Genomic DNA, 25135 nt, shown 5'->3' on the forward strand with positions numbered 1-25135 from the left:
TCCACTGTGGTCACCGTCAGAGCCCGGGTGAGCGCGTAGGAGACGATCAACGCCGGCAGGCCCAGCACGGCGACCACGGCCCACCCGCTCACCGAGGGCCGGGTGAGCACCAACCACTGAACGCCCACGATCACTGCGGCGGTGAGCACCACCCGCCCGGCCAACGACACCAACCGCGCACCCGAGCGCGCCGAGTCCGCCGCCGCCCTCGCGCGGCGCGCGCTCGCACGCCACACCCACGCCGAGACCACCAGCACACCCACACCGGCCACCACCTGGACAGCGGTCAACTGCGGCATCACGCCCGACCACCACCCTCGGTGCCACGACGCGCGCGACGCTCACACCACACCGGATGCAAAGCCCGCACATCCTCAGCCGGCAGAGCACCCCACACCCCCAAGGTCTGCGCGCCCGAGGTACGCAGCTCGACCTCAAGACACTCCCGCCGCACCGGACACGACCCACAGATCACGGCCGCCGTCCCCCGGTCGGTCATCTCCCGCCCGGACCACTCCGGCTCCAGGCCCGACCGGTAGAGGGACATGCACGCCCCGTCCCGAGTGACCACCTCGAACAACACCCCGTCCGGCACCAGCTCGACCCCGTCGAGACCAACCGCCAGACCCTCATAGAAACCATCGGGATTCACCGCGCCCATCACGCCTCACCCCGCACGACCAGCGCACCGGCGTCCAAAGCCAGATGCGCCACCACATGCGCCGGAACCAACACCCGACGCCCCCGCCGAACCACCGGCAACACACCCAGCCGAATAGCACGACACACACGCGAACTATCGACACCGAGAAGCCACGCAACCTCAGCGATGGACAGCAGACAACGCGAATTGCTGAAAGCTTTATTCTTCATGAATATTTGATCCTGACCCTAGGCTGCGACTCACGGGCTGCGAACCGCTGCCTCAAGTAAGACCAAGACACGACGATGTCTCCATATCGACCAGGAATGCCCTCATTCCACCCCGGAATAAGCCCAGGTAAACGCCCCGCGGTGACTGATCAATATTCTGAGAACGAATATTTTGAGGCGAATATTCGCCCCTGGAATAATGATCTATAGAGCGGGCCTCTCGTGTTCCGCCACGGCCTGACCGCAGGCGCTAACTACTGCTCAGTACGCGGTAACCCATGCCCGCTCTGAAACGCGGCCGGACCACTTAACTAGCACCTCAAAGTGGCTCTGACCTGGCATTATTCAGGACCGGAATGAAACATTCCAAACTCGCATAGACGTCGACCACCCGCGCCATGACAGTGGTGCTGTCCCTCTCAGCAACCCACCGGGTCCAGCTTCAAGGCAGGTAGGCCCCTTACGATGACCCCGTACCGCGAGTCTCCCGAGCGTCCAGTTCTCACAGCACTACTGACTGGCGGAGTAGCCCGCGACGGCATAGCCCGCGTTGCGTGCGGGATGCCGGAGTCCACAAGGCTGATAGATGAAATCTTGACTCTTGACCACGTGGACTCCGAAACCACTCTCTCCGTAGGGGACGTGGAGTTTCACCAAACCAAAGACGGTCCGTTCCCTAACCATCAATTTCGCATTAGTGTTCGTCCACAGGCGGACTGCGCAGCCCTCAACTACATGGACGACTGCGACCCTGTAATGCCAATCGCGAACTCTCACAGTCCGACAGGGCATCTCTTTGGCGTCGACCTTGTATTCAACGGTCTGAGCGGATTGATGTTCCCGCGCTCCGCTGTCATTCCAATGACCAATGCACGCAGCGCCCTATTGGAATGGCTACGCACGCGCAAACGCCCCAACTGCATTGACTGGCGCCCGTACGACATTCACCTGCTACGCCCCGACTAGCACACGGAGACGTTCCGTACACGATTTAGTCTTGCGACCGGATGGGCCACGATGGGCAAGAAGAAGACAGCGAAAACAGTGGCGCTGACGGTGGAACTGACAACCACCGAGTTGGCTGCATTGAGCGTAGCTACCGTGCTGGTGACGTCTGCTGCTGAACAACCGATGGTCAATAGCGCTGACCGGGCACTTCGCAAGGTCCGCGCGGCTGCAAGACAACACCCGGACCTGCCGCCGGTTACGAAGTAGGCCCTACCCGCTACCAAACTTGGAGTCTGGTCATGCCCTATCCATTGGTGTACGGCTACGTCCGGAGCATTGCTGACGATTCCGAATTCGTCCACTCTTGCCGCGATCGACTGGCGGTCTGGTGTGTCCGAGAGGGCTGGAACCTCGGAGCTGTCTTCACCGATGTCGGTTCGCCATTGGACGTTGAGAACCGGGTGGGGTTTCGTGGCCTGCTCGACGCAGCGGCAATGCCGGCGGCTAGTGCCGTAGTGCTCTTGGACGAGGGGCACCTGTCATCCCGGGCGGACGTGGTTGACGACTTGAAGCGACAGCTTCGACGTACCGGCGTAGCCGTACGTGTCCAGAACGCTCGGGATGAGAGTTTGGACGGGGACAACGCATGAGCACCGAACCGACTACGGGAAAGCACCGGGGCGGGCGGGAGCGACCTGTGTGGGTAGCGGAATTGGTGGCGCGTCAAGTCCAAGACTGCCAGCCCCTACGGCTCAATTGGCGACCGGACGATCTAGACAGAAGCGGGATGGTGGTGGCCGCTCACCACGACGATACGCCCACCGGGGAACTACCCCGAATCACCCCCGACATGCTGCGCAAGACAGGGACCTGAGCGGTTGTGACGGCACGCTGTTGAGAAATGGAACGATGAGAGATCCAAGAGCAGTCCTTTTGGGCGCTGAACTTCGCCGTGTTCGAATCGCGAACAGTTTTTCTATCAGGCGGACTTGCGAGGTCACCCACGTTGACCCTGCGATGTTGTCGCGATGGGAATGCGGGGAACGGATGCCCAGTTCCGAGCATGTCGCTCGCCTCTTGATGGGATACAGAGCCGACAAGATAACGTACAACCAAATAATAGGGTATTCGCGCAATGTGAATGACAGGCTTTGGACGGCAAAGACCGACATTGAGCGCGAACAGCAGAATGCGGCCATGGGCGTGTTCGAGTGCGTGGCATCACAGATATCGATCATGGCGCCGATCTCGATTCCCTGCCTACTGCGCACTTCCGACTATTCCAATGCCGCAGACGGACCAGTTTTCAATAGATGGCCGCTCAAGAGTTCGGGTATGGACACAGACACCAAATTGTTTGTCGTGCTTGGGCAGGCGGTTATTCATCAGCAAGTGGGAAACTTGGCTGTGATGATCGAACAACTACGACGACTTGTCGCATTGTCCGAGCTTCCATCCGTCGACATTCGGATCATTCCTTTTACCTCGGGTTGGTATGCAGGAATGGAAGGCGCATTTGAGCTGGTTGAGTCGAGTCGGTTTGAGGCCGTGCTGATGGAGACCCGGACTTCGCTTTCATGGACTCACGACCGTGACGCTGTCGACATGGCACGAGAAGATTTCGACAACGCCAAGGCGATAGCGTTCAACGCCGCGACGTCTCGCAAGATTATCACTGAAGCCGTTGCCCACCTCGAAAGGCAAGGATGAACAAGGGCATTGGTTGGAGGAAGACAGACGTGAATCGAGCCCACGGCACCGACGCTGCCCTGACTCGACTATCGACGATGATCTCCGCAATGAAGCGGCACGTGGCTATGACCAACGTCCCAGACGTTCAACTTGCCACCGTAAATGCGAGCAACACAGATGCGATCAACGTCGTACTGACTCTGCCGACGGCCGTACTGTGGAAAACCTGCCTAGACATCTTGTCTTGGCGAGCGAGTCTGATTTCCCTACGGTTGTCTGTTCGCCCTTCTACAGCGAACAGCGTCGCGCGGCTACGCCTTGAGGGCCGATTGCCGGATGGCACAGCAGTAGTGTTGGAGAGTTATCCTCGCGAAAGCGAGATGATCGGTCTTCCCGCCGAACTCACCGGTAGATCAGCCCTCGACTGGCTTCTACACAATTCGCGAAGCGCCCTGTCTCACTAATTGGTATTCAGAGAAGAATCGGATATGTCAAGAAATGGCACTAGATGACTTTAAAGCAAAAATCAACAGCTTGACCCTGGCAATGCTCCCCGAGGCGCTTGCCGTCGCGCGACGCGAAATGAGCGAAGCAGTCAACCAGCTCCGCATAGAAGCCGAATCAAGCAATGACATCGGATTCATGCAAGCAGTATCGACAGCTTATGAGGCAATCCAAAGTATCGATGCCGCGATGAGGGCCGCAGGACACGCATCTGAGGAAATCTCAGCCTACTTGAACCGAGTCTAGATCGCGACGTTGACCCGGACAGAAGAAGCGAACCCCATGAATCAACCCGTTCCCGCTGCGTCCGACCAGATGTTCAACCTCACCACTCAGGTCGCCGATCGCATTCGTGAACACATTGCCGCTCATCCGACATTGGCCACCCCAACCTATGTCTCCATACATTCCACCGAACGGCGTGCCTGGGCAGCTCTGGTGCTGCCAGGCACGACAGGTGCTGAAGTGTGCGCCAACGTACTGGCTTGGGTCTCGACTCTGCGTGAGCCGTACGCCCGCGTCACAGCCTCCGGAGCACACGGCTGCCCACAGGCAGATGTCATGACCTACCTCGACCATGAGACCATTGTCTGCATCATCGGCGACGTATGGCGCCCGTCATCTGGCCAGACCATCAAGCGTAACTTGAATGGCACACAGGCCATGAAATGGATTCGGCTACAGGCAGCGAGTTAACGTCCAATGGAGACACTCGACAGTTCAACCCACTCGTAGCGTTTTCTGTCGCGGTTCAAGTTGATCAGGGATACCCGGTCGACACTCATTGTGACACTCAGGGGCGGGAACCCTGCCAGAGCGGAAGCCAGCGATTCACTTGACCATTCTGCGTTTGAATAGGCAAGGGTCACGTGAGGTTGAAATTTCTCCTCCCTTTCGGGTACGTTCGCATGTCCCCAAACTTCCGCGATAGCTTCGCGAAGGACCAATCGAACTTCGTTTAATGGTTCGGTTGGCGCAACGTGCATCTGTACCGTTTCCGGATCGATGTGCGCCGGACCGATTCGCACGGAAAACGGCTCCAGCAAGGCTAGGCGATGCCGGGATGCCACAGCAATCAGGTTGGCATCTTCAATGGAAACCTCGTCGGCAAAACCAAGGCCCTGCACCGTCAGATGCAACCCGGCAATACCCACCTGATCCAGTTGCCTAAAGTTATCAAGTAGTGGCGCGTAGTGGCGAACAAGACTTGAAGCACCCGCATTGCCTTCAAATGTGATGTGCCACGTGTAGAACGATCTGCCAACTGCCCAACCGGGGCGCCACCACCAATGATCCCGCATATCCGGAACGCTATTCACATGTCCTCCGAAGATCGCGCTTCAAGCGCCTCTATTCGTGATGACGTCTTAAACTCGCGAATCGCTTCTCCGAGCTCAACAACCCGCTTGTCTTTACCGATGGGCAAGGCGATAGCGAGTTCGGCTATCTCCGAAACTCGCCGGAGAAGCGGCCTCACCCGATTGTCCGGGTCCGTAAGCAGGATCGGTTTCAGCGCTTCTCGCGCACCGTCAAGCTCGCCGAGTGTCAGATGTGCTTTGACAACTTGGCACCGTGCCATTCGCTCAGAGCCAAGGTTGCGAGTGGCTGGCTCGGCACGTTCGAATAGCCGGACCGCTTCGATCGCTTGCGCTAGGGCTGGTTGCGCATTGCCCGTAGCAAGGTGAACGTCCGACCAAAAGCCCGCAGCCCGCGCTACAGAGCAGGTGAAGGGTCCGCCGAGGAAATCACTTCCAACCGCGAAGCTCTCTGCATTCCTTTGGGCAGTTGTCAGCGCACTGGTAGAAGACTCCACATTGCCGGTTCGGGCGATATCGAGCGCAAGTGCGCTTGACAAGAAAAGTTTCGAAGTTCCAGTTTGAGCATATTGAAGGCCATCTTGAGCATTCTTCGCTGCTTGCTCAAAGTCGCCATCCCAGAACGAGACTGTGTGTTGGCACGCGCGTACCCACGCTTTGAGCTCGTCAAGTTCGGCGTTGTCTGCGCACGCCCACGCTGCCCGTAAGTGGCTCTTGGCGGCATGAGCGGCGCCAATGTCCGTTGATATCCACCCGAGTAGTGAAAGACACCAACCAGCCGCCGCGTAGAGCTCAGCCATCCGCGATGGCCTTCTACATGTCGGAATCAGATCGAATATCCGGTTACGCAAAAGTCGAATCCGATTGAACAGAGGAGGAGTGGGCACCCGAAGATAGTTTCGCGAAGCCCACTGAATCTCTTCAACCATCTGCTCAATGGTCAGGTCGCCTATCGCGCCGGACTCCGTCCACGATAGCAGGCGAGCAGATTCGTTTGCGGCTTCCACGATCGCGTCCTCCACGATCTCGTCAGCTTGAGCCCTCATTCGATGGCCCGGCAGGGCAAACCACAGCTTGTTAGCTGGAAGGTGCAACGCTGCTGCGTAAGCAGTCAGAAACTCGATATTTTGCTCCGCCTTGCCGTTCTCTAATCTACTTACGTGACCTTGAGTGATATTAAGCCACCGCGCCAGCACCTCTTGACTTAGCGGCTTTCCGAACATCCTCAAATAGTGTGGATGGTTTCGATAAGCTTTGAAGACTTTTCCAATATGCCAGCTATCGAACGCGGCCGAAAATTCATCGGTCTCGAAGAAGCCGCTTTTGACATCGGCGGGCCTTAGCTGTTGGTCGCGCCGCTCCCTGTGGCAGCGTCCGCACATGCGCGCGCTGTTATCTGTGGCGAGGGGTGATCCACACCCGGTGCAGCGGCGGCCGGGCGCGGTCGAGCCTGCTTTCCCGACATCGCTCATAGGCCAGTCCTAACCGGTTGTCACAGCTTGCCGCGCGTGTGACCAGCGTACATTCGCCTAGCGTAGTCGTGCCATCGCTTACAACAACTGGCGCAGAGGTGATCACTATCGCCACCCGTCGCAACCAGGTGCAGCGCCAGCAGCGCAGCGGGTACTACGCAGCGTTGCGCCCCACCGCTCGGCTTTTGGCTGTTCGGGTGCGGTATAGTGTTGTTGGCTGACACACTTGGTGGTCGTCCCACTGGACGATGGAGGGGACGCGGGCCGCGAAGGCGCGCACGTTGTCGTCGAGCAGGTTGTAGGCGAACTGGCCGCGGTACTCGGCCAGGGTCTCGGCGACCTTGGACTTCTCCGGGGTGACGATGTTCCGCCAGACGCGGCCGTCGGGGAGGGTGACGCTGGCCTGCAGCGGGCCGTCGGAGTAGACGGTGTCGCCGCTGTGCAGGAAGAAGTCGGGGCGGCGGGCGGCCATCGCGGCGTAGGCGGTCATGCCGCCGGTGTCCGGGTTGATGCCCCAACCCTGGCCCGCGACGTCACCCGACCAGGTGAACCGCACGTCCGCCCGGCCCACCGGGGCGGTGCGGAACGAGCCGACCAGGGGCTCGCTGGCGGTGCGGCCGTCGAGGTCCTCGGCGCGCACCCGGTAGTGGACCTCCTGGCCGGGGGCGAGCCCGGTCAGCCGGAGCCGCCCGGTGCCGTCGGTGTCCGGGGTCAGCACGGGGCCGCGCAGGCAGCGGGCGTGCCGGAAGGACGGGTCCCGCGACACCTCCACCAGCATGCGGGAGGGCCGGTCGGCCCGGGTCCACACGATCGCGCCGTCACTGGTGACGTCGCCGGTCTGCACCCCGTGGGTCAGCACCGGCCGGGCCTTGGGCGTCGCGTAGGCGACACCGGGCAGCACGATCCCGGCGGCGACGGCACCGGCGCCGATCCCCCCGGCGCGCAGCAGGGTCCTGCGGTTCAGTTCGGTCATGGCCTGGTTTGTAATCCGCGGTCACAGCGCTCGGACCAACCGCAGTTGACCAGCGGATGACGCTTCAGCTCAGCACGCTCTGGGTCTGGGTGGTCCGCGCGACCCGCTTGCCCGCGGCGTCCCAAAGGTCCGTCTCGACGACGATCGTCGTGCGCCCGACGTGCAAGGGCGTGGACACGGCTTCGACCCGCCCTTCGCGTACCGCGCGGAACAGGTTGGTCTTGGTCTCGATGGTGGAGGTCCCGGTGGCGCCTTCGGGGAGGTTGAGGAAAGCGCAAACGGCACCCGCGCTGTCAGCCAGCGTGATCAGCGCACCGCCGTGCAAGACACCCCCGACGGTGCAACGGCTCTTGTCCCAGTCCATCACCGCGCGCACCTCTTCGGGCGCTGCGCTGGTGATCACGACGCCACAGGTCTCAGCGAACGGCATGGAGGCGGTCAACTGCTCGACAGTCAGCATGCCGTCCAGCCTCGCAGGGCGGGTTCAAGAACCACAGCGCGAGCAAACACCGGCCCGCATCGGTTACCCCTGCTGCTGGCTGCGCAGCGTCCCCTCGGCCATCCGCTTGAGCACGTCGTTGCGGGCCCAGAGCATCCACGCCCAGCCCAGCCCGAACAGCACGCCCACGATCCCCAGCGCCGGGAAGACGAAGAAGCCCGCGAGCATCACCACCTGCAGCCCCACCGCAGCGCCGATTCCCCACGGCTTGCCCACGACTCCGCACGCCAGGACCAGCAGGAGGGCCATCAGCCCGACCAGCCAGCCCTGCCAGGTGCCGACCCCGTCGCCGAGCTTGGCGACGACCAGCAGGGCGAGCAGGACGACGATGGCCTCCAGGACCAGCATCGCCGACATCACCCCGCGGAAGCCCTTCATCGGGTCCGGGGCGCTCACGCGGGCTCCTTGCCGAACAGCGTGCGGACCTCGCCCGCGGTGACGACCGAGCCGGTGGCGATGACGCCGCCGCCCGCCACCGGTTCGTCGGGGTTGTCGGTCTCCTCGGCGAGCTGGATGGCGGCTTCGAGGGCGTCGTCCAGGCGCGGGTACACCGAGACGCGGTCGTCGCCGAAGATGTCGGTGGCGATGTCGGCGAGGTGGTCGGGGTCCATCGCGCGCGGGGAGGAGTTGGTGGTGACCACCAGGTCCGAGAGCACCGGTTCGAGCGCGGACAGGATGCCCTTGGCGTCCTTGTCCGCCATGACCGCGACGACGCCGATCAGCCGGCGGAAGCCGAACTCCTCGTCGATGGCCTTGGCGAGGGCGACGGCGCCGTGCGGGTTGTGCGTGGCGTCGGCGAACACGCTCGGGGCCATCCGGACCCGCTCCAGGCGGCCGGGCGAGACGACGGAGGCGAAGGCCTGGCGGATGGCGCCGACGTCGAGCTGCCGGTCCGGCCCGGCACCGAAGAACGCCTCGACGGCGGCCAGCGCCAGGGCGGCGTTGTCGGCCTGGTGGGCGCCGTGCAGGGGCAGGAAGACCTCGTCGTAGACGCCGCCGAGGCCCTGGATCTTGAGCACCTGGCCGCCGATGGCCACCTCGCGCGAGAGCACGCCGAACTCCTGGCCCTGCCTGGCCACGGTCGCGTCGACCTCGGTGGCCCGCTCGATCAGCACCCGGGCGATCTCGGGGGTCTGCTCGGCCAGCAGCGCGATGGCGCCGGGCTTGATGATCCCGGCCTTCTCCCGGGCGATGCCGAGCACGTCGGACCCCAGGTACTCGACGTGGTCGAGGGCGATCGGGGTGAGCACGGCGATCCGGCCGTCGGCGACGTTGGTCGCGTCCCAGGCGCCGCCGAGGCCGGTCTCGACCACGGCGACGTCGACCGGGGCGTCGGCGAAGGCGGCGTAGGCCATCGCGGTGAGCACCTCGAACTTGCTCATCCGCACGTCCGAGCGGGAGTCGACGATGGTCAGGTAGGGCTCGACGTCGCGGTAGACCTCGATGTAGCGCTCGGGGTCGATCGGCGCGTTGTCCAGGCTGATCCGCTCGGTCACGACCTGCAGGTGCGGGCTGGTGTAGCGGCCGGTGCGCAGGCCGACCCGGGTGAACAGGGCGTCGACCATGCGCGTGGTGGAGGTCTTGCCGTTGGTGCCCGCCAGGTGCACGACGGGGTAAGCCCGCTGCGGCGACCCGAGCAGGTCCACCAGCGCGGCGACCCGGTCCAGCGTCGGCTCGATCTTGGTCTCCGGCCACCGGGTGTCCAGCTCGGACTCGACCTGCCGCAACTCGTCCAGGACCGCTGGCTCCACACTCACGGTTCGAGTCTAGGGACGCGGCCCGCACCGGGCCGAGCCGGGCGCGGGCTGCGCCGTCCGGACCAGCGCGTTCACCCCTTCGGGTGGAGAACTCTGCGCGCGAGCCGTCATTCTTTCGTCGGAATGGCAGCGGGGCGCGATTAGCCCGATCGAGCACTTCTGGTCACCTGGACGGACGCAGGCGCACGCGGAGTGTGTTCAAGCTCGCCCGAATGTACCTACTTGCGCCGATCGGGTGACATAGCGCGACGGGTTCCGTGGCCGCCGACCGTTGGTCTGGCTTCGAGTGCCGCTCACCGCAGCACGAACGGTCACGGTGATCGGGTTGTTAACACCGACCCCGGCCGCATCGATGACCTGTGCACCAGGCAGTCGACACCTCAACCAGGACCGGTCCAGCCGGACCTGGATCGCCCTTGGGGGGCCGGTGGACCAACGAGAGTACGGCGATCACGCGGCGTTACACGACGCCGAGTGGCGCAGCCGCGTGCAGGAGTCTGCGCGGGCCGACGTGAAGGCGATGCTGCGCGCCACCAGGCGCAGGCGGGTCGAGCGCTGGCTCGTGGCGTCCATGGTGCTCGTGGCGATAGTCGCTGTCCTGATGCTCTTGGCCGGGGTCGGTGTCTTCGACCGGGTGTTCGCCGAGTCCAAGGGCGGCACGGCGGTCGGCGAGTCCGGCAACGCCGAGTCGGTGCTGCCCGCGGTCGACGCGAACCGCCCGTTCGCGCGCACCCCGGCGGCGGACTGGGCCGACGGCGAGGCGGGCATCCAGGCGCCGCCGCCCATGCGGGTCGGCGAGTTCAGCGCCGAGGAGGTCGCCACCACCACCGCTCGGGTGCGCGAGGCGCTGATCGCCAGCAGGCTCGACCCGGCGCTGCTCACCGGGCACGACCCCAACCGCTACCTGGGCCTGCTCGCCAAGGACGCCGCGGGCCAGTTGGCGCCGCTGTTCGGCACCGGCCGCGAGCCGCAGGCCCAGGCGCTGGTCAGCCTGATCGACGGTGACAGCAAGCTGCTCCCGGCCACGCCCAAGGTCAGCGGCTCGATGAAGGTCGAGGCAGGCGGTCCGGGCGAGCTGGTCGTGCGCACGAACTACCTGTTCGCGTACGCGTTCGCGGGCGACCCGGACTCGCCGCCCAAGGACCCGATGAAGATCGTGGTGCTCGTCCGGGCGGACGTGGAGTACATCTTGCGCCAAGGGTCCCGGTGGACGGCCGGTAGCCAGGGCCTCTGGTACGGCGACGACGTGGACGGTTTCGGGTACTCGATCGCCTGCGACGCGTACAAGAGGGGCTACCTGGCCCCCGCGTACCGCGACCGTGGCGCAACCCACGTCCCGCCCAAGCAGGACCGCACCGCGTACTTCGACGCCACCGCGGCCATTCCCGCCGAAAGTGGCTGTCCTGCCTAAGAGGCCGGCTTGACCACCGCTTGGACGTGGTCGAACCCCAACTGGCCCTTGAGTTCGCCGGACAGGAACGCGCGCTCCGGTACCGCTACCGTGTCACCGCTCGTCGGTTCGTAGACCAAGACAACGCCGTCTTGGTGGCCCACCACGAGGACATAGTGTCGCGGGACTGGGCCGCCAACCAGCAGGGCCACGGGGTCACCACGGTCAACGGCGGTGACGATCTCGCGGAGGGTCGTCGAGATCGCGCGCCGGTCGGTGTCGTCAGCGAGGCTCCAGGTGTAGGAAGTGCCCGTATAACGCGTCAAGTAGGCCGCCATCCCCTTCGGGGAGGTCCCTATCGCCTGCGGGTAGACGACATTCGTCTCGTTGTGCACGCGGGCGCGCTCGGCGGTGAAGTTCGCGATGAAGTCGCCGGTTGTAAGAGCGAGCGCATAGAGCGGGTCGTGCTCAGCGCGAGCAACGACAAGAGACGTCGTACCGCACGTGGTGTCCTCGTACTGGCGGACGTCGACGCCCAGCCTGCGTTGCGCGGCTGCCGCGCCGCGGTCGATCAGGGAGAGGTGTTCGTCGAGCCAGTCGGTGCTCTTACCGCGAATGGCTTGGGCGAACTCACTCAGCGCTGCCAGGTCATGCCCCGCCGCCAGCGCTTTGAACAGCCACGCGCGCTCGAAGTCGGTAGTGGCGAGGCGGTCGAAGTGTTCACGGTCAACGGGGCCGAGGTTCGCGTAAGCGGAACCTGCGCGCCGGAGTTGGCGACGGGTCAGGACACCGTCGTCGTAGCCGTCGGCGAGCACCCCGACGCGTTGCTCAGCGAGCGTGATCGCGTCATACGGCGGGAGCCCGCTCGCCCCAGCCCTGGCCCGACCGCCGAGGTCGGTGAACCGGATGGCGGCGCGGTCGGCCGCGGCCAGGCTCTCGGTATAGACCTCGACACAGCCGGAGATCAGGCCTCCGACAATCCTGGTCAGCTTTACCGCGCCGACTGGGTCTGGGATCGGTAGACCAAAGGCGTGCGTTGCGTCGTACGAAGCGTCTTGCAGGCTCTTACGGAGTTCGGCGTGCCTGCGTTGGAGGTCGCGGATGGTGGTCGCCAACTCGGTCAGCGCGTCCGCAGCACCCGTGAATACCTGCGGCGTTCGCGCTAGCGGCCCGTCAGTGACGGATCCAACAGGCGGGAGGTCTGCGATAGCGCTAGCGGACACGCGGTAAGCAGCAGCGAGTGCCATCAACCGGTCTGGATCACCTGGCGGCGGGGTGGCGATCGCGGCGACGACCTCGGCCACGGCGTCGACGAGCCGCAACGGGTTCAGCAGGCTGAGTTGCTCTCGGAGTCGGTGCACGACGGCGGTGACCTGGCGTTCACTCATCGCGATTCCTGTTCCAGGCTAGCCGCGTAGACATCCAGCTCACGCAGCCAAGAAGTGCGCATGTCGTCGTGCGCTTGCCCGGCGAACGGCAGGCCGCACGCCGCGTCCGACTGCCCGGTCGCGGCCGCCAACACGGCCCGGACCTCACGCAGCGCGTCCGCCACCTCGTCCTGGCGCAACCCCTCGCCCCCTGCCTGTGGACAACTTTTTGCAGCCTGCTCGCCGGAGGACGACTATTGGTCCCATGGTCAGCAAACCACCCGAGCGCGACGTCGTCGAAGCCGAGCTGGACGTGACCGCGCCCAAGCACTGGGCCGCGGGCATACCCGGGGTCGCGGTGTCGCTCAAGCGCGGCGTCGAGCAGATGGGGGCGGCGCGCACGGCGGGCACGCTGCGCCTGCTCAACCAGCGCGAGGGGTTCGACTGCCCGGGCTGCGCGTGGCCGGAGCCGCAGGGGCACCGCAAGCTGGCCGAGTTCTGCGAGAACGGCGCCAAGGCGGTGGCCGAGGAGGCGACCAGGCGGCGGGTGGGGCCGGAGTTCTTCGCCGAGCACCCGATCGCCGAGCTGGCCGAGCGCACCGACTACTGGCTCGGCCAGCAGGGCCGGATCACCGAGCCGGTGGTGCTGCGCCCGGGCGCGACGCACTACGAGCCGGTGTCCTGGGCGGCGGCGTTCGAGCTGATCGCCGATCAGCTGCGCGCGCTGTCCACCCCGGACGAGGCGGTGTTCTACACCTCTGGGCGCACCAGCAACGAGGCCGCGTTCCTCTACCAGCTGATGGTCCGCTCGTTCGGCACGTCGAACCTGCCCGACTGCTCGAACATGTGCCACGAGTCCTCCGGCGCCGCGCTGGCCGAGACGACCGGGATCGGCAAGGGCTCGGTCACGCTGGCCGACATCACCGAGGCCGACCTGATCGTGGTGGTCGGGCAGAACCCGGGCACCAACCACCCGCGGATGCTCAGCGCGCTGGAGGAGGCCAAGGGGGCCGGGGCCAAGATCGTCGCGGTCAACCCGCTGCCGGAGGCGGGGCTGCTGCGGTTCAAGAACCCGCAGAACGTGCGCGGTGTGCTGGGCAAGGGCACGCAGCTGGCCGACGAGTTCCTGCAGATCCGGCTCGGCGGCGACCAGGCGCTGTTCCAGGCGATCGGGCACCTGCTGCTGCGCTGGGAGGCCGAGCGGCCGGGCACCGTGGTCGACCGCGACTTCGTGGACACGAGCACCGAGGGCTTCGAGGACTACGCCGAGCACGTGCGCGACCTCGACTGGTCGGCCGTCGACACCGCGACCGGGTTGTCCCGCGCCGAGATCGAGCAGGTCGCCCGGATGTTCGCCGAGTCGGAGCGCACCATCGTGTGCTGGGCGATGGGGCTGACGCAGCACCGCCACTCGGTGCCGACCATCCGTGAGATCGCCAACGTGGTGCTGCTGCGCGGGATGATCGGCAAGCCGGGGGCGGGGCTCTGCCCGGTGCGCGGCCACTCGAACGTCCAGGGCGACCGCACGATGGGCATCTGGGAGAAGATGCCGGAGAAGTTCTTGTCCGCGTTGGAGTCCGAGTTCGGCGTCACCGTCCCGCGCAAGCACGGGCACGACACCGTGGCCGCGATCCGCGCTATGCGCGACGGTCAGGCGAAGGTCTTCCTGGCCGTGGGCGGCAACTTCGTCTCCGCCGCACCGGACACCGAGGTCACCGAGGCCGCGCTGCGCTCGTGCGACCTGACGGTGCACGTGTCGACCAAGTTGAACCGCTCGCACGTGGTGCACGGCCGCACCGCACTGATCTTGCCGACGCGCGGCCGCACGGAACGCGACCTGCAAGAGGGCGGCGAGCAGTTCGTCACGGTCGAGGACTCGATGTCGGTGGTCCACCGATCGCGCGGCAGGCTCCAACCAGCGTCCGAGCACCTGTTGTCCGAGGTCGGCATCATCTGCGGTCTCGCACTCGCGCTGTTCGGCCCGGACCACCCGGTCCCCTGGGCGGACTTCGCGGGCGACTACGACCTGATCCGCGACCGCATCTCGCGCGTCGTCCCCGGCTGCGCCGACTACAACGAGAAGGTCCGCCGGCCCGACGGCTTCGTCCTGCCGCACGCTCCCCGCGACGCCCGCGAGTTCACCGGCACCCGTCACGACCGAGCAGTCTTCACCGCCAACGAGCTGACTGTCCTGAAGGTGCCGCCAGGACGGCTGCTGCTGCAGACCCTCCGCAGCCACGACCAGTACAACACCACCATCTACGGCCTGGACGACCGCTACCGGGGCATCAAGAACGCCCGCCGCGTCGTAATGCTGAACGCCGACGACATCACCGAGCTGGGCCTGGCCGACGGCCAACTCGTGGACCTCGTCAGCGAGTGGCCCGACGCAACATCCGGCACCACCGAAGAGCGCCGCGCCCCCAGCTTCCGCGTCGTCCCATACCCCACCCCACGCGGCTGCGCCGCCGCCTACTTCCCCGAGGCCAACACCCTGGTCCCCCTCAACTCCACCGCCGACGAGTCGAACACCCCCACCTCGAAGTCCATCGTCATCCGCGTGGAGGCACACGTTCACACCACCGAGTGAGCCCAGACGACACCGCAGGGGTTGAGGGCAAAACAGGGGATCCCTGACCGGTCCGAACCCGGTCGACCGGGCCGAGATCGGCTCCAAGATCCCTGTGCTCGACAACCGCACTGGGCCGCCTGTGGTGGCGTCTTGGGACCGATCTCAACGATCAACGGGCGCTGCCCACCTTCGTCGAGGCGATCCGTCTCGATTCGCACCGAGTCGGACACGGCGGTTCCGGCCGAACGAGCCCACGCGGACAATGCCTCCGACCTGCGCGAACTACGACGATGGCTGATTGAGCGGGAGTCATGGTCCGCCCGGGCGCAAGACCCTGCACCACCACCCGACTCGGCCGCCACCGATGTGTGGTGGAGCGCATCCCGGCCTGCCTCACCGGCCACTACCGCCGCGTCGGCGCCCGCCGACCGCCAAGTGCGCGGTGAACTCGTCCTCGTTTCAGCCCACCGACGCCGCAGACCGGGAACGCCGCGGCCACCTCGGCTTCCGCGCCCTCGCCGCGACCCGCGCCTGATCAAAGAAGCACACGAGATCAGCCCCGACGAGGGCCCGCGATCCCGCTTGTCCCCCGACGTTTCCGTCAGGCCAGTCGGTGGGCTCGCCTGGTGGGTTCGCGGTCTGGCAACGGTTCCCGGCTCACCGCGGGCTCGGTCGGTGCCACGGAGCGCTTGGCCAGCCGGGACAGGCGCCAGCGGGTGGCGGTTTGCTGGTCGTCGAGATGGCGGTGCTGCGCCACCTGGAAGGCCTGGTCGGGGTGCATGGTCTCCTCCGTGTGTCCACAACAGACAGATGGGGCGGTCAGGGGATCTCCGTGGTGCCCGGCACGACGTAGTTGCTGAGGGTGAACCGGACGGGCCGCGAGCCGCTCGGGCGCTTCGCGGCGTCGTAGGCGCGGTCTCGGTAGCGTTCGAACAGCGCGCGGATCTCGGCGGCCAGGTCGGCGGACTCGGTAGCGGTGAGGTAGCTGAGGAGAACCGTGATTCCGGTGGCCTGCTGCCACTCCGGCGGTTCGTGCCGCTGCTGACGCACCTGCTCCACCAGCCGCGCGGACTCGTTGGAGATGAAGGCCTCGGTTGCCGCCTCGGCTGCCAGTTGGCTCTCGCCCTCGAGTTCTTCCGGGTTGAGCGTCGTGCGCTTCACCTTGCGCCGCCACGGTTTTTCCCGACCCGGGACGTCCACCGGCTCCACGTAGCCGTACTTGGCCAGCATGTTCAGGTGGTAGGAGCAACTGGCCACGCTCTCCCCGATCGCCGCCGCGCACTGGGTGGCCGTGGCGGTCTCGGTGAAGAGCAGCAACTCCAGAAGTTGCCACCGCACGGGGTGGGCCAGCGCGCGCAGCGCCTTGGGGTCGGTGATCGGCGCCGGGTCGGTCATGTATATCAAGGTATCTTGCTCAAGACATCTTTAGCAAGACTTCTTGATATAGTCGGTGTGACGCGCACCTCACCTCGGGCGGGGCATGCGCGGACCGATCCGGGCGTTGAGCCCAGTGACCAGGCAACCCCGACGCCCAGGAGCCCAGCGATGTCCGCCCCCACCACGCTGACCATGTACTCCACCACCTGGTGCGGGTACTGCCGCAGGCTCAAGACCCTCCTCGACGCCGAGGGCATCGAGTACGTCGAGGTCGACATCGAGGAGACCCCCGGCGCCGCCGACTTCGTGATGAGCGTCAACGGCGGCAACCAGACGGTCCCGACGCTGCACTTCCCGGACGGGTCCGCGCTCACCAACCCGTCGGTCGCCCAGGTCAAGGCGCAGCTGAGCAACTAGCTGCCGCACCAGGAGCCGGAGCTGCCACCAAGGGCGCTCCGGCTCTTCGGCTTTCAGACACCCGACCGCGAGCTGACGGGGGCACGCGCCCGGCCGGGGCCGCGGTCAGGGACGGAGCCTGCGACCCCGGAACATCAGCCACAGCACCCAGGCTTGCAGGAGCGCGGCGCCCACGAGCACGACGCTGGCGACGACGCCGTTCCAGGGCAACGGGAACTGCGGCAACAGGATGATCACCAGGGACGCGGGCAACGTCACGACGACGGCCGCGACCGACGCGAACGACCCGTCGGCGGAACTGTCCCGCGTCGCCAGCACCACCGCGACCACGGCGAACACCACCACCACGGTGCCGATGTAACCGAGCACCACCTTGCGCGCCACGCGCTGATTGCTCCAGGCCACCGCCAGAGGATCACATGCCCGCGCCCCGCCTGCCCAATGACCCATCCCCCGGGCCTGCACGCGCCCCCGACTGCTGTGGGACAGCACCATGTGTCGGAGCACAACGGCGCCGGGCCAATCCTCACCGGCCGCGGGTCAAGGCTCCTCGTGGGGAATGTGGCCGAGCAGCAGGGCGCCTACCCGGTCCGGCCGAGCAGGGCCATGGCCGCGTTGTGGCCGCCGATCCCGCTCACCCCGCCACCTCGCCGGGCGCCCGCGCCGCAGACCAACACCGTCGAGACGTCGGTCTCCACGCCCCAGCCGCCGCCATCGGCGTAGGGCCAGGAAAGATCCGCGTGGAAGATGTTGCCGCCGGGCATCCTCAGTTCCGACTCCAAGTCCACCGGCGTTCGCGCCTCTACGCGCGGGGTGCCGAACGTGTCGCGCGCGAGGCACTCCTCCAACGGGTCCAGCAGGTACCGGTTCATGCCCGACAGGTAGCGCTCGACCACGTCCGCGCGCACCGCGTCGTTGTCCGCGAACAGCGAACCAGGCATGTGCAGGCCGAAGAGAGTCAGCGTGTGCGCCTCTGCACCATCCACAATGGACCTGTCAGTCAAGGTGTGGCAGTACGTCTCCCCCGGCAACCGCGCCGGGATCGAGCCCGCGGCGGTCAGGCGGTAGGCCGCTTCCAGCGCGGAGTACGACTCGTCCAGGTGGAAGGTGCCCGCGAAGGCCAGGGAGGCGGGGACGCCCGACCGCAGGCGTGGTAGCCGGTCCAACAAGATATTGATCTTGAACTGGGCGCCGACCGGTGGCACGGCGGGCCTGCCGCGCAGTCGATCGAGCTCCGCGGGCGCCACGCCGGCCAACACATGGGCAGCGTCGACGACCACCTCGGTGTCGCGGTGCGCGTACCGGACCTGGGCGGACTCATCATCGGCGTCGATCGCCAGCACGTCGGCGCCGGTCAGGATGGTGGCTCCCGCCGACCGCGCGACGCGCTCGAGTTCCCTGGTCACGCAGCCCATACCGCCTACCGGAACACGCCACTCGCCGGTACCGTTACCGATCAGGTGGTACAGGAAACAGCGATTTGCCAAGAGATCCGCAGACTCCAGTGATGTGTGCGTGCCGATCAGCCCGTCAGTCGCCACGACCCCGCGCACGGTGTCGTCGGTGAACGTCTGCAGAAGCGTTCGGCCAAGAGGCTGTTCGAAGACGTCTTGCCAGACATGTTCACCGACCGCGCGTACCACGACCTCGCGAATCTGCTCTCGGGTAGGAAGAGGCTCCAGCAGCGTCGGCGCCAATGCAGCTGCCATGCGCGAGAGGTCTGCGTAGAACCGGTTCCAGCGCTCGTACTCAGCGTCAGATCCCGTAAGAGCGCGGAAGGAGTCAGCGGTAGCCGCTCCGGGCGTGCGCTCTACCAGCAGGCCGGTGTGCACGCCGTCGCGCTCGATCGGCGTGTAAGAGGACACCGCACGCGAACGCAGCTGAATGCGAAGACCCAAGTCGGAGACGATGCGGTCCGGCAGCAGACTCACCAGGTAGGAGTACCGGGACAAACGCACACCCGGGAACGGGCTAGCGCTAACCGCGGCCCCACCAACATGTCCTAGCCGTTCCAGGACGAGCACCGACCGACCCGCACGCGCCAGGTAAGCAGCGGCGACGAGCGCGTTGTGACCGCCGCCGACCACGACCACGTCGTATCTCATCGCTCCGACCCTAACGGACCGCTAAGAGACCCCCGCAAGGATGGCGGCGACGATCTTGTGCACGGAGGCGAAGTCCGGCGGAGTGCCCTCTCGGTCCGAGAACGGGAGGTGCGCCGCCCCGATCAGCGTCGGCGCGAGCGTGTCGACATCGGCATCCGCCGCGATGCGCCCCAGGTCCCGCTCCGCCGTGAGGTAGGCGGCGATCATCTGAGCCGCCTCCGTGAGGACCGGGAGCCCACCCGCGGGCCGCGCCTGACGCAGCCGACGGCGCAGCTCGTCCCGGAAGGTGACCAGACCGACGATCGCCACCGCGACCGACTGGAACAGGGACAGCAGCGCGTCCGTGAGGTTGCCCGCCACGGTGCCCGTTCCAGCGGATTCGCACAGGGCAGCGGATTGACCATCGATGCGGGCGGCGCGATCCAGTACGAGCTCGGTGAGGAACCCGTCGAAATCGGGGAAGTACCTGTGCAGGACACCTTTCGCGCAGCCCGCCTCGGTGGTCACCGCACGGCTGGTCAGCGCGTTCGGCCCGGCGCGGAGCAGGACGCGCTCAGCGGCGTCGAACAGCTGCCCGCGCGCGTCACGAAGTTGGACCCCGGTCGGCACCGCGCCTCCATCGACGAGTGGGCACGCGCCCACTAGAGTGGGCACATGCCCACTCTACCGTCGGAGCAGCCGTCGCACCGCCGGCGCGGGATGGCCGAGTCGTTCGGGTCGAACCCGGAACGCTACGACCGGACCCGCCCGAGCTACCCCGACGAGCTGGTGGTGGCGGTCGTCGCCCGGGGTCGCGACATCCTCGACGTCGGCTGCGGCACCGGCATCGCCGCCCGGCAGTTCCAGGCCGCGAGCGCCCAGGTGCTCGGCGTGGACGTCGACCCGAGGATGGCCGAGTTCGCGCGCCGCACCGGGGTGGAGGTCGAGGTGTCGGCGTTCGAGGCGTGGGACCCGGCGGGCCGGACGTTCGACGTGGTCACCGCCGGGCAGACCTGGCACTGGGTGGGCCCGGTCGCGGGCGCCGCCCAGGCAGCGCGGGTGTTGCGCCCCGGCGGGCTGCTCGCCTTGTTCTGGAACGTTTTCCAGCCGGCGCCGGAGGTGGGCGAGGCGTTCGCGGAGGTGCACCGACGGGTCGCCCCCGACTCGCCGCTCAACCCGTGGACGGTCAGCGACGGGTACTCACGACTGCTGACCGCGGCGACCGACGGGATAAGCCAGGCAGGCGCGTTCAGCAGTCCCGAGCAGTGGCAGTTCGACTGGGAGCGGACCTACACCCGCGACGAGTGGCTGGACCAGATGGCCACCAGCGGCGGCGCGGGCGAGCTGCCGCTGGCAGACCTGCAAGCTGCCACCGGATCCGTCATCGACGGATTCGGTGGCAGCTTCACCATGGGCTATCGCACCCAGGCGATCACCGCGACCCGCGACTAGTGCAGATAAGAGGCGCCGTTCAGGTCCAGAACCGCGCCTGAGGCCCACAACGCCTCCCGGGACGCCAGGTAGATCACCGCCGAGGCGATCTCCGACGGCTCGGCCACCCGGTCGAACGGGCTCTGCGACCGGATCACCTGTCCCTGCGCGCCGGACAGCCGCCCGGACACCCGGTCGGTCTCCACGAACCCCGGCGCCACCGACGTGACCGCGATCCTGTGCGGCGCCAGCGCGACCGCGAGTGACTGCCCGAGCGAGTGCAGCCCCGCCTTGCTCGCGCCGTACGCGGGGTGTTCGGGCTCCCCGCGAAGAGCGCCGCGGGAACCTACGTTGACCACGCGACCACCGGTGCCCTGCGAGATCATCTGCGCTGCCACCTGATGGGTGAGGTTGGCTGCCCCCAACAGGTTCACCGCGAGCACGTCGCGCCACGCCGTTACCCAATCCGGGTACGCCGTGCCCACGGGCGGGTGCGCGGGCGTCAGCACAGCCGCGTTGTTGACCAGTACGTCGATCCCGCCCAGCGAGGCCACGACCGAGGCCACCAACGGCGGGATGGCGGCCGGGTCCGCCAGATCGGCACGCACGGTGACGTGCCCGTCCCCGGGTAGACCAACCCTCACCTGATCAGCGCGTTCCGGACTCGATGAGTAGTGCACCGCGACGCGGTCGCCGAGGGCCGCGAAGGCGTGCGCGATCGCGGCGCCGATACCGCCGGACGCGCCGGTCACCAGGACACGGCGGGTCGGCGGGGTGCCGCCGGGAGCGGGGATGTCATTCATGTTGCCACCTTCCCAGTAGTGCGGGAAAAGGGAGATATGACCTTATTGGTATGTACCAATACGGGCTATCAGCCTCCTACCGTCGGGGTTCCTACCCTGCACAACTCGCCCTCGTTTGGAGAGCGTGATGAATCGGAAGCTCACCGCTGCCGCCCTGGCAGCACTCACGGCGGGCGGTCTCGTGACCGCGATCGCCCTGACCCCCGCCGCGACAGCCGGGCAGTCCACCCCGGCCGCCGCCGCGGACACGGCCAACGCCGACATGCTGGCCGCGCTCGGCCGCGACCTCAAGCTCAGCCCCGACCAGGCCCGGCAGCGCCTGGACCGCGAGCACAAGGCCGCCCGCACCGAGAGCGCCCTGCGCGGCACCCTCGGCAACACCTTCGGCGGCGCCTGGCTGGACCAGGGCGCGAACACCCTGACCGTCGCGCTCACCGACCCGGCCAAGGCCGACCAGGTCCGCGCGCTCGGCGCCGTGCCGAAGACGGTGGGCCGCAGCCAGGCCCAGCTCGACGCCCTCAAGGGCAAGCTGGACAGCACCTCGGTCAAGGCGCCCAAGTCGGTCCCCGGCTGGTACGTCGACGTCAACACCAACGCGGTCGTGGTGCTGACCAAGCCGGGCAAGCAGGACGCGGCCAAGGCATGGGCCGCCGCCAGTGGTGTCGACGCGAGCGCCGTTCGGTACGAGAACTCGTCCGAGGAGCCCCGGCCGCTCATCGATGTCATCGGTGGCAACGCCTACAACTTCGGCGGCGGCAGCCGGTGCTCGATCGGCTTCTCGGTCAACGGCGGGTTCGTGACCGCGGGCCACTGCGGCACCACCGGCACCCAGACCTCCAACCCCAGCGGTTCGGTCGGCGGCTCGAGCTTCCCGGGCAACGACTACGGCTGGGTCCGCGTCGCGGCGGGCAACACCCCGCGCGCGCTGGTCAACCGCTACCCCGGCACCGTCCCGGTCGCCGGCTCCACCGAGGCCGCCGTCGGCGCGTCGGTCTGCCGCTCGGGCTCCACGACCGGGTGGCACTGCGGCACGATCCAGCAGAAGAACGCCTCCGTCACCTACCAGGAGGGCACCGTGTCCGGACTGACCCGGACCAACGCGTGCGCCGAGCCCGGTGACTCCGGTGGCTCGTGGCTCGCGGGCGACCAGGCCCAGGGCGTCACCTCCGGCGGTTCGGGCAACTGCACCTCCGGCGGCACGTTCTACTTCCAGCCGGTCAACGAGATCCTGCAGGCGTTCGGCCTGCAGCTGCTGACCTCGGGCACCACCCCGCCCACCAGCACCACCCGCCCGACCAACCCGACGACCACCACCACGGGCAACCCGGGTAACACCACCTGGGCGGCGAACACCAACTACGCCACCGGCGCGACCGTGACGTACGCGGGTGTCAGCTACCGCTGCCTGCAGGGGCACTACTCCCTCACCGGCTGGGAGCCGCCGAACGTTCCGTCGCTCTGGCAACGGAGCTAGGAACCGGCAGTTCCCCCAGGGGGCCGCTCTCGACGGACGCAGGCGTCGAGGGCGGCCCCCGTCCTTTTGCCCGCCTAGGCTGGGGGCATGGGACGGGTGACAGTGCGCAGGCCGGTGGTCAGGCTCGGCCCCGGCGGACGGCGGTCGCGGCTCGACTCGCTGGCCGCCGAGGAGCCGCTGGAGCTGCGCGTCGGCGGGAAGGCCCTGGCGGTGACCATGCGGACGCCGGGCCACGACGTCGAGCTGGCGCACGGGTTCTTGCTCACCGAGGGTGTGATCGGCGCACGGTCCGATGTGGCCGTCGCGCGCTACTGCGACGGCGTGGACGATTCTGGGCAGAACACGTACAACGTGCTCGACGTCGCGCTCGCCGATGGTGTTCCCCCGCCGGAAACCGGTGTTGAGCGGAACTTCTACACAACGTCCTCTTGCGGCGTTTGCGGGAAAGCGGCGTTGGACGCGGTGAAGCTGAAGACACGCTTCTCGCCCGCAGGAGACCCTGTCCGCGTTTCGTCGGCAGTGCTATCTGGCTTGCCAGATGTCTTACGGGAGAAGCAAAAAGTCTTCGCCAGCACAGGTGGTCTGCACGGCGCGGGGTTGTTCACCGCCGACGGCGCTGAACTTGTTGTGCGAGAAGATGTTGGTAGGCACAACGCGGTAGACAAGGTGCTCGGGTGGGCGCTCTTGCAAGACCGGGTGCCGTTGCGCGGGATGGTGCTCTTGGTGTCCGGTAGGGCGTCGTTCGAGTTGGTGCAGAAGGCCGCGATGGCAGGCGTACCGGTCCTCGCGGCGGTGTCGGCGCCGTCGTCGCTGGCGGTGTCGTTGGCGGACGAGCAAGGGATGACCCTGGTGGGTTTCCTGCGCGGCGACAGCATGAACCTCTACACGGGCGACGGACGGGTCGAGTGAGACCACTCGAAGGTGTGGTCGTGCTGAGCCTCGAACAGGCCGTCGCCGTGCCGTACGCGACCCGGCTGCTGGCCGACCTCGGTGCGCGGGTGATCAAAGTGGAGCGACCGGGGGCCGGGGACTTCGCCCGCGCCTACGACTCCTCGTGCGGCGAGGTGTCGAGCTACTTCGCGTGGACCAACGTCGGCAAGGAATCGCTGGCGGTCGATCTCAAGGCGCCCGAGGGCGCTGCCGTGATCGCGGCGCTGGTGGCCCGGGCGGATGTCGTGATGTGCAACCTCTCCCCCGGCGCGGCTCGCCGGTTGCGGCTGGACCCGGAGAGCCTGCGGGCCGCGCACCCGAAGTTGATCGCGGCCGAGCTGTCGTCGTACGGCGAGGGCGGCCCGTACAGCGACCGCAAGGCGTTCGACGCGTTGGTGCAGTCCGAGACGGGTCTGATCGCGGCGACAGGTGATGGTGAAGTCGTCGCCCGCGCTGGGATCTCCGTGGCGGACATCGCCGCCGGCGTGCAGCTGCACGCGGCGGTCTTGGCGGCGTTGGTGCGGCGCGGCCGGACGGGCGAAGGCGCGACGCTGCGGCTGACGTTGATGGAGGCGCTGGCCGAGTGGATGCACCAGCCCGCCCTGTACGCGTTCGGCACCGGTCAGGCGCCTGAGCGGCACGGTTCGCACCACCCCACAATCGCGCCGTACGGGGTCTTCACCTGTGCTGACGGCACGGTGCACCTCGCGGTGCAGAACGACGGCCAGTGGCGGCGGCTCTGTGCGGTGCTCGACCCGGCCCTGGCCGAGGACCCGCGGTTCGACACGGTGTCCGGTCGGGTCGACCACCGGGCCGAGCTGCACGCCCGGCTGCAGCCACGGCTCGACGCCCGGACGACGGACTTCCTGGTGGCCGCGCTCGACGCCGCCGACGTCCCGGTGGCCAGGACCCGGTCGGTCGCCGAACTGCGCGACCACCCGCAGTTGACCTCGCGGGGCCGCTGGGCCGAGGTGGCGGTGCCGGGCGGTTCGGTGCCGATGCTGCGCCCACCGGTCGACGCGGACGCCTGGACCTGGGACCCGGCGGCCGTACCAGCGCTCGGCGCGCACACCGAGGCCGTCCTGGACTGGCTGGGCTACCCGGCCGCCGCGATCGCCGATCTCCGGTCCCGAGGGGTCGTCGGCGCCTGAGCACGGGCGCGACCGGAGTGACTCCCGCCACGACGCGTGGGCTGGTTGGGGGAACTTCCCCTGGTTGTGGCCACGTTCAGTCACTGAACCGAGAAACGTATCGCG

General features: G+C 67.0%; 29 protein-coding genes and 2 pseudogenes. 14 read left to right on the forward strand and 17 right to left on the reverse strand.

All coding sequences use genetic code 11. The features are described 5' to 3' along the window. From QSK30_RS06570 to QSK30_RS36770, 3 genes are all read right to left on the reverse strand, one after another. Window positions 1–299: hypothetical protein (locus tag QSK30_RS06570; RefSeq protein ID WP_285500428.1), on the reverse strand; the 299-nt coding region annotated here is incomplete at its 3' end. Then, the gene (locus QSK30_RS06575; protein ID WP_285500430.1) at window positions 299–661 is read right to left on the reverse strand and encodes a WhiB family transcriptional regulator; all 363 of its coding nucleotides are present in this window, start codon (window positions 659–661) and stop codon (window positions 299–301) included. The genes QSK30_RS06575 and QSK30_RS06570, both read right to left, overlap by 1 nt. Continuing rightward, window positions 661–873 (reverse strand): helix-turn-helix domain-containing protein, encoded by a 213-nt coding sequence (locus tag QSK30_RS36770; protein WP_352231548.1) that lies wholly within the window; start codon window positions 871–873, stop codon window positions 661–663. Before QSK30_RS36770 ends, QSK30_RS06575 begins: the two co-directional genes overlap by 1 nt. A gap of 561 nt (window positions 874–1434) precedes the next feature. Between QSK30_RS36770 and QSK30_RS36775 the strand changes: the two genes are divergently transcribed. From QSK30_RS36775 to QSK30_RS06595, 7 genes and pseudogenes are all read left to right on the forward strand, one after another. Beyond that, window positions 1435–1839 (forward strand): Imm1 family immunity protein, encoded by a 405-nt coding sequence (locus QSK30_RS36775; RefSeq protein ID WP_352231553.1) that lies wholly within the window; start codon window positions 1435–1437, stop codon window positions 1837–1839. Between the two features lie 51 nt (window positions 1840–1890). Then, complete coding sequence (locus QSK30_RS06580) at window positions 1891–2088, forward strand: hypothetical protein (protein WP_285500432.1); 198 nt, start codon at window positions 1891–1893, stop codon at window positions 2086–2088. Window positions 2089–2120: 32 nt separating this feature from the next. Then, on the forward strand, window positions 2121–2471 hold the full coding sequence (locus QSK30_RS36780) for a recombinase family protein (RefSeq protein ID WP_352231549.1): 351 nt from the start codon (window positions 2121–2123) through the stop codon (window positions 2469–2471). Between the two features lie 259 nt (window positions 2472–2730). Next, window positions 2731–2907 (forward strand): annotated as a pseudogene (locus QSK30_RS36785) (helix-turn-helix domain-containing protein); the annotation flags it as partial. 51 nt (window positions 2908–2958) lie between these two features. Beyond that, entirely contained in the window at window positions 2959–3531 is a 573-nt protein-coding gene (locus QSK30_RS06585; protein WP_285500434.1) for a Scr1 family TA system antitoxin-like transcriptional regulator, read from the forward strand. A gap of 480 nt (window positions 3532–4011) precedes the next feature. Next, window positions 4012–4263, forward strand: coding sequence for a hypothetical protein (locus QSK30_RS06590; RefSeq protein WP_285500435.1), 252 nt, complete (start codon window positions 4012–4014; stop codon window positions 4261–4263). A gap of 36 nt (window positions 4264–4299) precedes the next feature. Beyond that, window positions 4300–4713 (forward strand): hypothetical protein, encoded by a 414-nt coding sequence (locus QSK30_RS06595; protein WP_285500437.1) that lies wholly within the window; start codon window positions 4300–4302, stop codon window positions 4711–4713. Here the strand turns inward: QSK30_RS06595 and QSK30_RS06600 are convergent. The 6 genes and pseudogenes from QSK30_RS06600 to folC all read right to left on the reverse strand — a co-directional run bounded on the left by QSK30_RS06600 (window position 4710) and on the right by folC (window position 10034). Continuing rightward, the gene (locus QSK30_RS06600) at window positions 4710–5318 is read right to left on the reverse strand and encodes a 2'-5' RNA ligase family protein (protein WP_285500439.1); all 609 of its coding nucleotides are present in this window, start codon (window positions 5316–5318) and stop codon (window positions 4710–4712) included. The two genes, QSK30_RS06595 and QSK30_RS06600, sit on opposite strands and share 4 nt — an antisense overlap. A gap of 14 nt (window positions 5319–5332) precedes the next feature. Then, window positions 5333–6805 carry a helix-turn-helix domain-containing protein gene (locus QSK30_RS06605; protein WP_285500441.1) on the reverse strand — a complete coding sequence of 491 codons (1473 nt, stop codon included), beginning with the start codon at window positions 6803–6805 and terminating at the stop codon, window positions 5333–5335. Between the two features lie 223 nt (window positions 6806–7028). Then, a pseudogene (locus QSK30_RS06610) lies at window positions 7029–7778 on the reverse strand (alkaline phosphatase D family protein); the annotation flags it as partial. 64 nt (window positions 7779–7842) lie between these two features. Continuing rightward, entirely contained in the window at window positions 7843–8238 is a 396-nt protein-coding gene (locus QSK30_RS06615) for a PaaI family thioesterase (protein WP_285500443.1), read from the reverse strand. A gap of 63 nt (window positions 8239–8301) precedes the next feature. After that, entirely contained in the window at window positions 8302–8673 is a 372-nt protein-coding gene (locus tag QSK30_RS06620) for a DUF4233 domain-containing protein (protein ID WP_285500445.1), read from the reverse strand. Continuing rightward, window positions 8670–10034 carry a bifunctional tetrahydrofolate synthase/dihydrofolate synthase gene (folC, locus tag QSK30_RS06625; protein ID WP_285500446.1) on the reverse strand — a complete coding sequence of 455 codons (1365 nt, stop codon included), beginning with the start codon at window positions 10032–10034 and terminating at the stop codon, window positions 8670–8672. The genes QSK30_RS06620 and folC overlap by 4 nt, the downstream gene beginning before the upstream one ends. A gap of 427 nt (window positions 10035–10461) precedes the next feature. Between folC and QSK30_RS06630 the strand changes: the two genes are divergently transcribed. Continuing rightward, window positions 10462–11445, forward strand: coding sequence for a hypothetical protein (locus QSK30_RS06630; RefSeq protein WP_285500448.1), 984 nt, complete (start codon window positions 10462–10464; stop codon window positions 11443–11445). Here the strand turns inward: QSK30_RS06630 and QSK30_RS06635 are convergent. Beyond that, a complete protein-coding gene (locus QSK30_RS06635; protein WP_285500449.1) occupies window positions 11442–12812 on the reverse strand; it encodes a hypothetical protein in 1371 nt (456 codons plus the stop codon). The genes QSK30_RS06630 and QSK30_RS06635 overlap by 4 nt on opposite strands. Further along, window positions 12809–12991, reverse strand: a complete 183-nt coding sequence (locus QSK30_RS06640) for a hypothetical protein (protein WP_285500451.1) — start codon at window positions 12989–12991, stop codon at window positions 12809–12811. Before QSK30_RS06640 ends, QSK30_RS06635 begins: the two co-directional genes overlap by 4 nt. A gap of 65 nt (window positions 12992–13056) precedes the next feature. Here QSK30_RS06640 and QSK30_RS06645 point away from each other — a divergent pair, with 65 nt between their 5' ends. Continuing rightward, window positions 13057–15381: an FdhF/YdeP family oxidoreductase gene (locus QSK30_RS06645; RefSeq protein WP_285500453.1), complete on the forward strand. Its 2325-nt coding sequence runs from the start codon at window positions 13057–13059 to the stop codon at window positions 15379–15381. 583 nt (window positions 15382–15964) lie between these two features. Here the strand turns inward: QSK30_RS06645 and QSK30_RS06650 are convergent. Beyond that, window positions 15965–16144, reverse strand: coding sequence for a hypothetical protein (locus QSK30_RS06650; protein ID WP_285500455.1), 180 nt, complete (start codon window positions 16142–16144; stop codon window positions 15965–15967). A 38-nt stretch (window positions 16145–16182) separates the two neighbouring features. Then, window positions 16183–16758, reverse strand: a complete 576-nt coding sequence (locus QSK30_RS06655; RefSeq protein WP_285500457.1) for a helix-turn-helix domain-containing protein — start codon at window positions 16756–16758, stop codon at window positions 16183–16185. 150 nt (window positions 16759–16908) lie between these two features. Here QSK30_RS06655 and QSK30_RS06660 point away from each other — a divergent pair, with 150 nt between their 5' ends. Then, window positions 16909–17157 carry a mycoredoxin gene (locus QSK30_RS06660; RefSeq protein ID WP_285500459.1) on the forward strand — a complete coding sequence of 83 codons (249 nt, stop codon included), beginning with the start codon at window positions 16909–16911 and terminating at the stop codon, window positions 17155–17157. A 105-nt stretch (window positions 17158–17262) separates the two neighbouring features. Here the strand turns inward: QSK30_RS06660 and QSK30_RS06665 are convergent, their stop codons facing one another. From QSK30_RS06665 to QSK30_RS06675, 3 genes are all read right to left on the reverse strand, one after another. Continuing rightward, window positions 17263–17562 (reverse strand): SCO4225 family membrane protein, encoded by a 300-nt coding sequence (locus QSK30_RS06665; RefSeq protein ID WP_285500461.1) that lies wholly within the window; start codon window positions 17560–17562, stop codon window positions 17263–17265. Between the two features lie 176 nt (window positions 17563–17738). Then, complete coding sequence (locus QSK30_RS06670; protein WP_285500463.1) at window positions 17739–19262, reverse strand: phytoene desaturase family protein; 1524 nt, start codon at window positions 19260–19262, stop codon at window positions 17739–17741. Window positions 19263–19283: 21 nt separating this feature from the next. Then, window positions 19284–19871: a TetR/AcrR family transcriptional regulator gene (locus QSK30_RS06675; protein WP_285500465.1), complete on the reverse strand. Its 588-nt coding sequence runs from the start codon at window positions 19869–19871 to the stop codon at window positions 19284–19286. Window positions 19872–19916: 45 nt separating this feature from the next. Between QSK30_RS06675 and QSK30_RS06680 the strand changes: the two genes are divergently transcribed. After that, on the forward strand, window positions 19917–20693 hold the full coding sequence (locus QSK30_RS06680; RefSeq protein WP_285500467.1) for a class I SAM-dependent methyltransferase: 777 nt from the start codon (window positions 19917–19919) through the stop codon (window positions 20691–20693). Here QSK30_RS06680 and QSK30_RS06685 read toward each other — a convergent pair. Beyond that, on the reverse strand, window positions 20690–21475 hold the full coding sequence (locus tag QSK30_RS06685) for an SDR family NAD(P)-dependent oxidoreductase (protein ID WP_285500469.1): 786 nt from the start codon (window positions 21473–21475) through the stop codon (window positions 20690–20692). The genes QSK30_RS06680 and QSK30_RS06685 overlap by 4 nt on opposite strands. A 127-nt stretch (window positions 21476–21602) precedes the next feature. On the opposite strand from QSK30_RS06685, the gene QSK30_RS06690 reads away from it, so the two are divergent. From QSK30_RS06690 to QSK30_RS06700, 3 genes are all read left to right on the forward strand, one after another. After that, window positions 21603–22949: an alpha-lytic protease prodomain-containing protein gene (locus tag QSK30_RS06690; protein ID WP_285500471.1), complete on the forward strand. Its 1347-nt coding sequence runs from the start codon at window positions 21603–21605 to the stop codon at window positions 22947–22949. An 87-nt stretch (window positions 22950–23036) separates the two neighbouring features. Then, complete coding sequence (gene fdhD, locus QSK30_RS06695; protein ID WP_285500472.1) at window positions 23037–23858, forward strand: formate dehydrogenase accessory sulfurtransferase FdhD; 822 nt, start codon at window positions 23037–23039, stop codon at window positions 23856–23858. Continuing rightward, complete coding sequence (locus QSK30_RS06700; protein WP_285500473.1) at window positions 23855–25030, forward strand: CaiB/BaiF CoA transferase family protein; 1176 nt, start codon at window positions 23855–23857, stop codon at window positions 25028–25030. The genes fdhD and QSK30_RS06700 overlap by 4 nt, the downstream gene beginning before the upstream one ends. Window positions 25031–25135: the final 105 nt, after the last annotated feature.

Source organism: Actinokineospora sp. NBRC 105648 (assembly GCF_030269645.1).
In the GTDB taxonomy this organism is placed as follows: domain Bacteria; phylum Actinomycetota; class Actinomycetes; order Mycobacteriales; family Pseudonocardiaceae; genus Actinokineospora.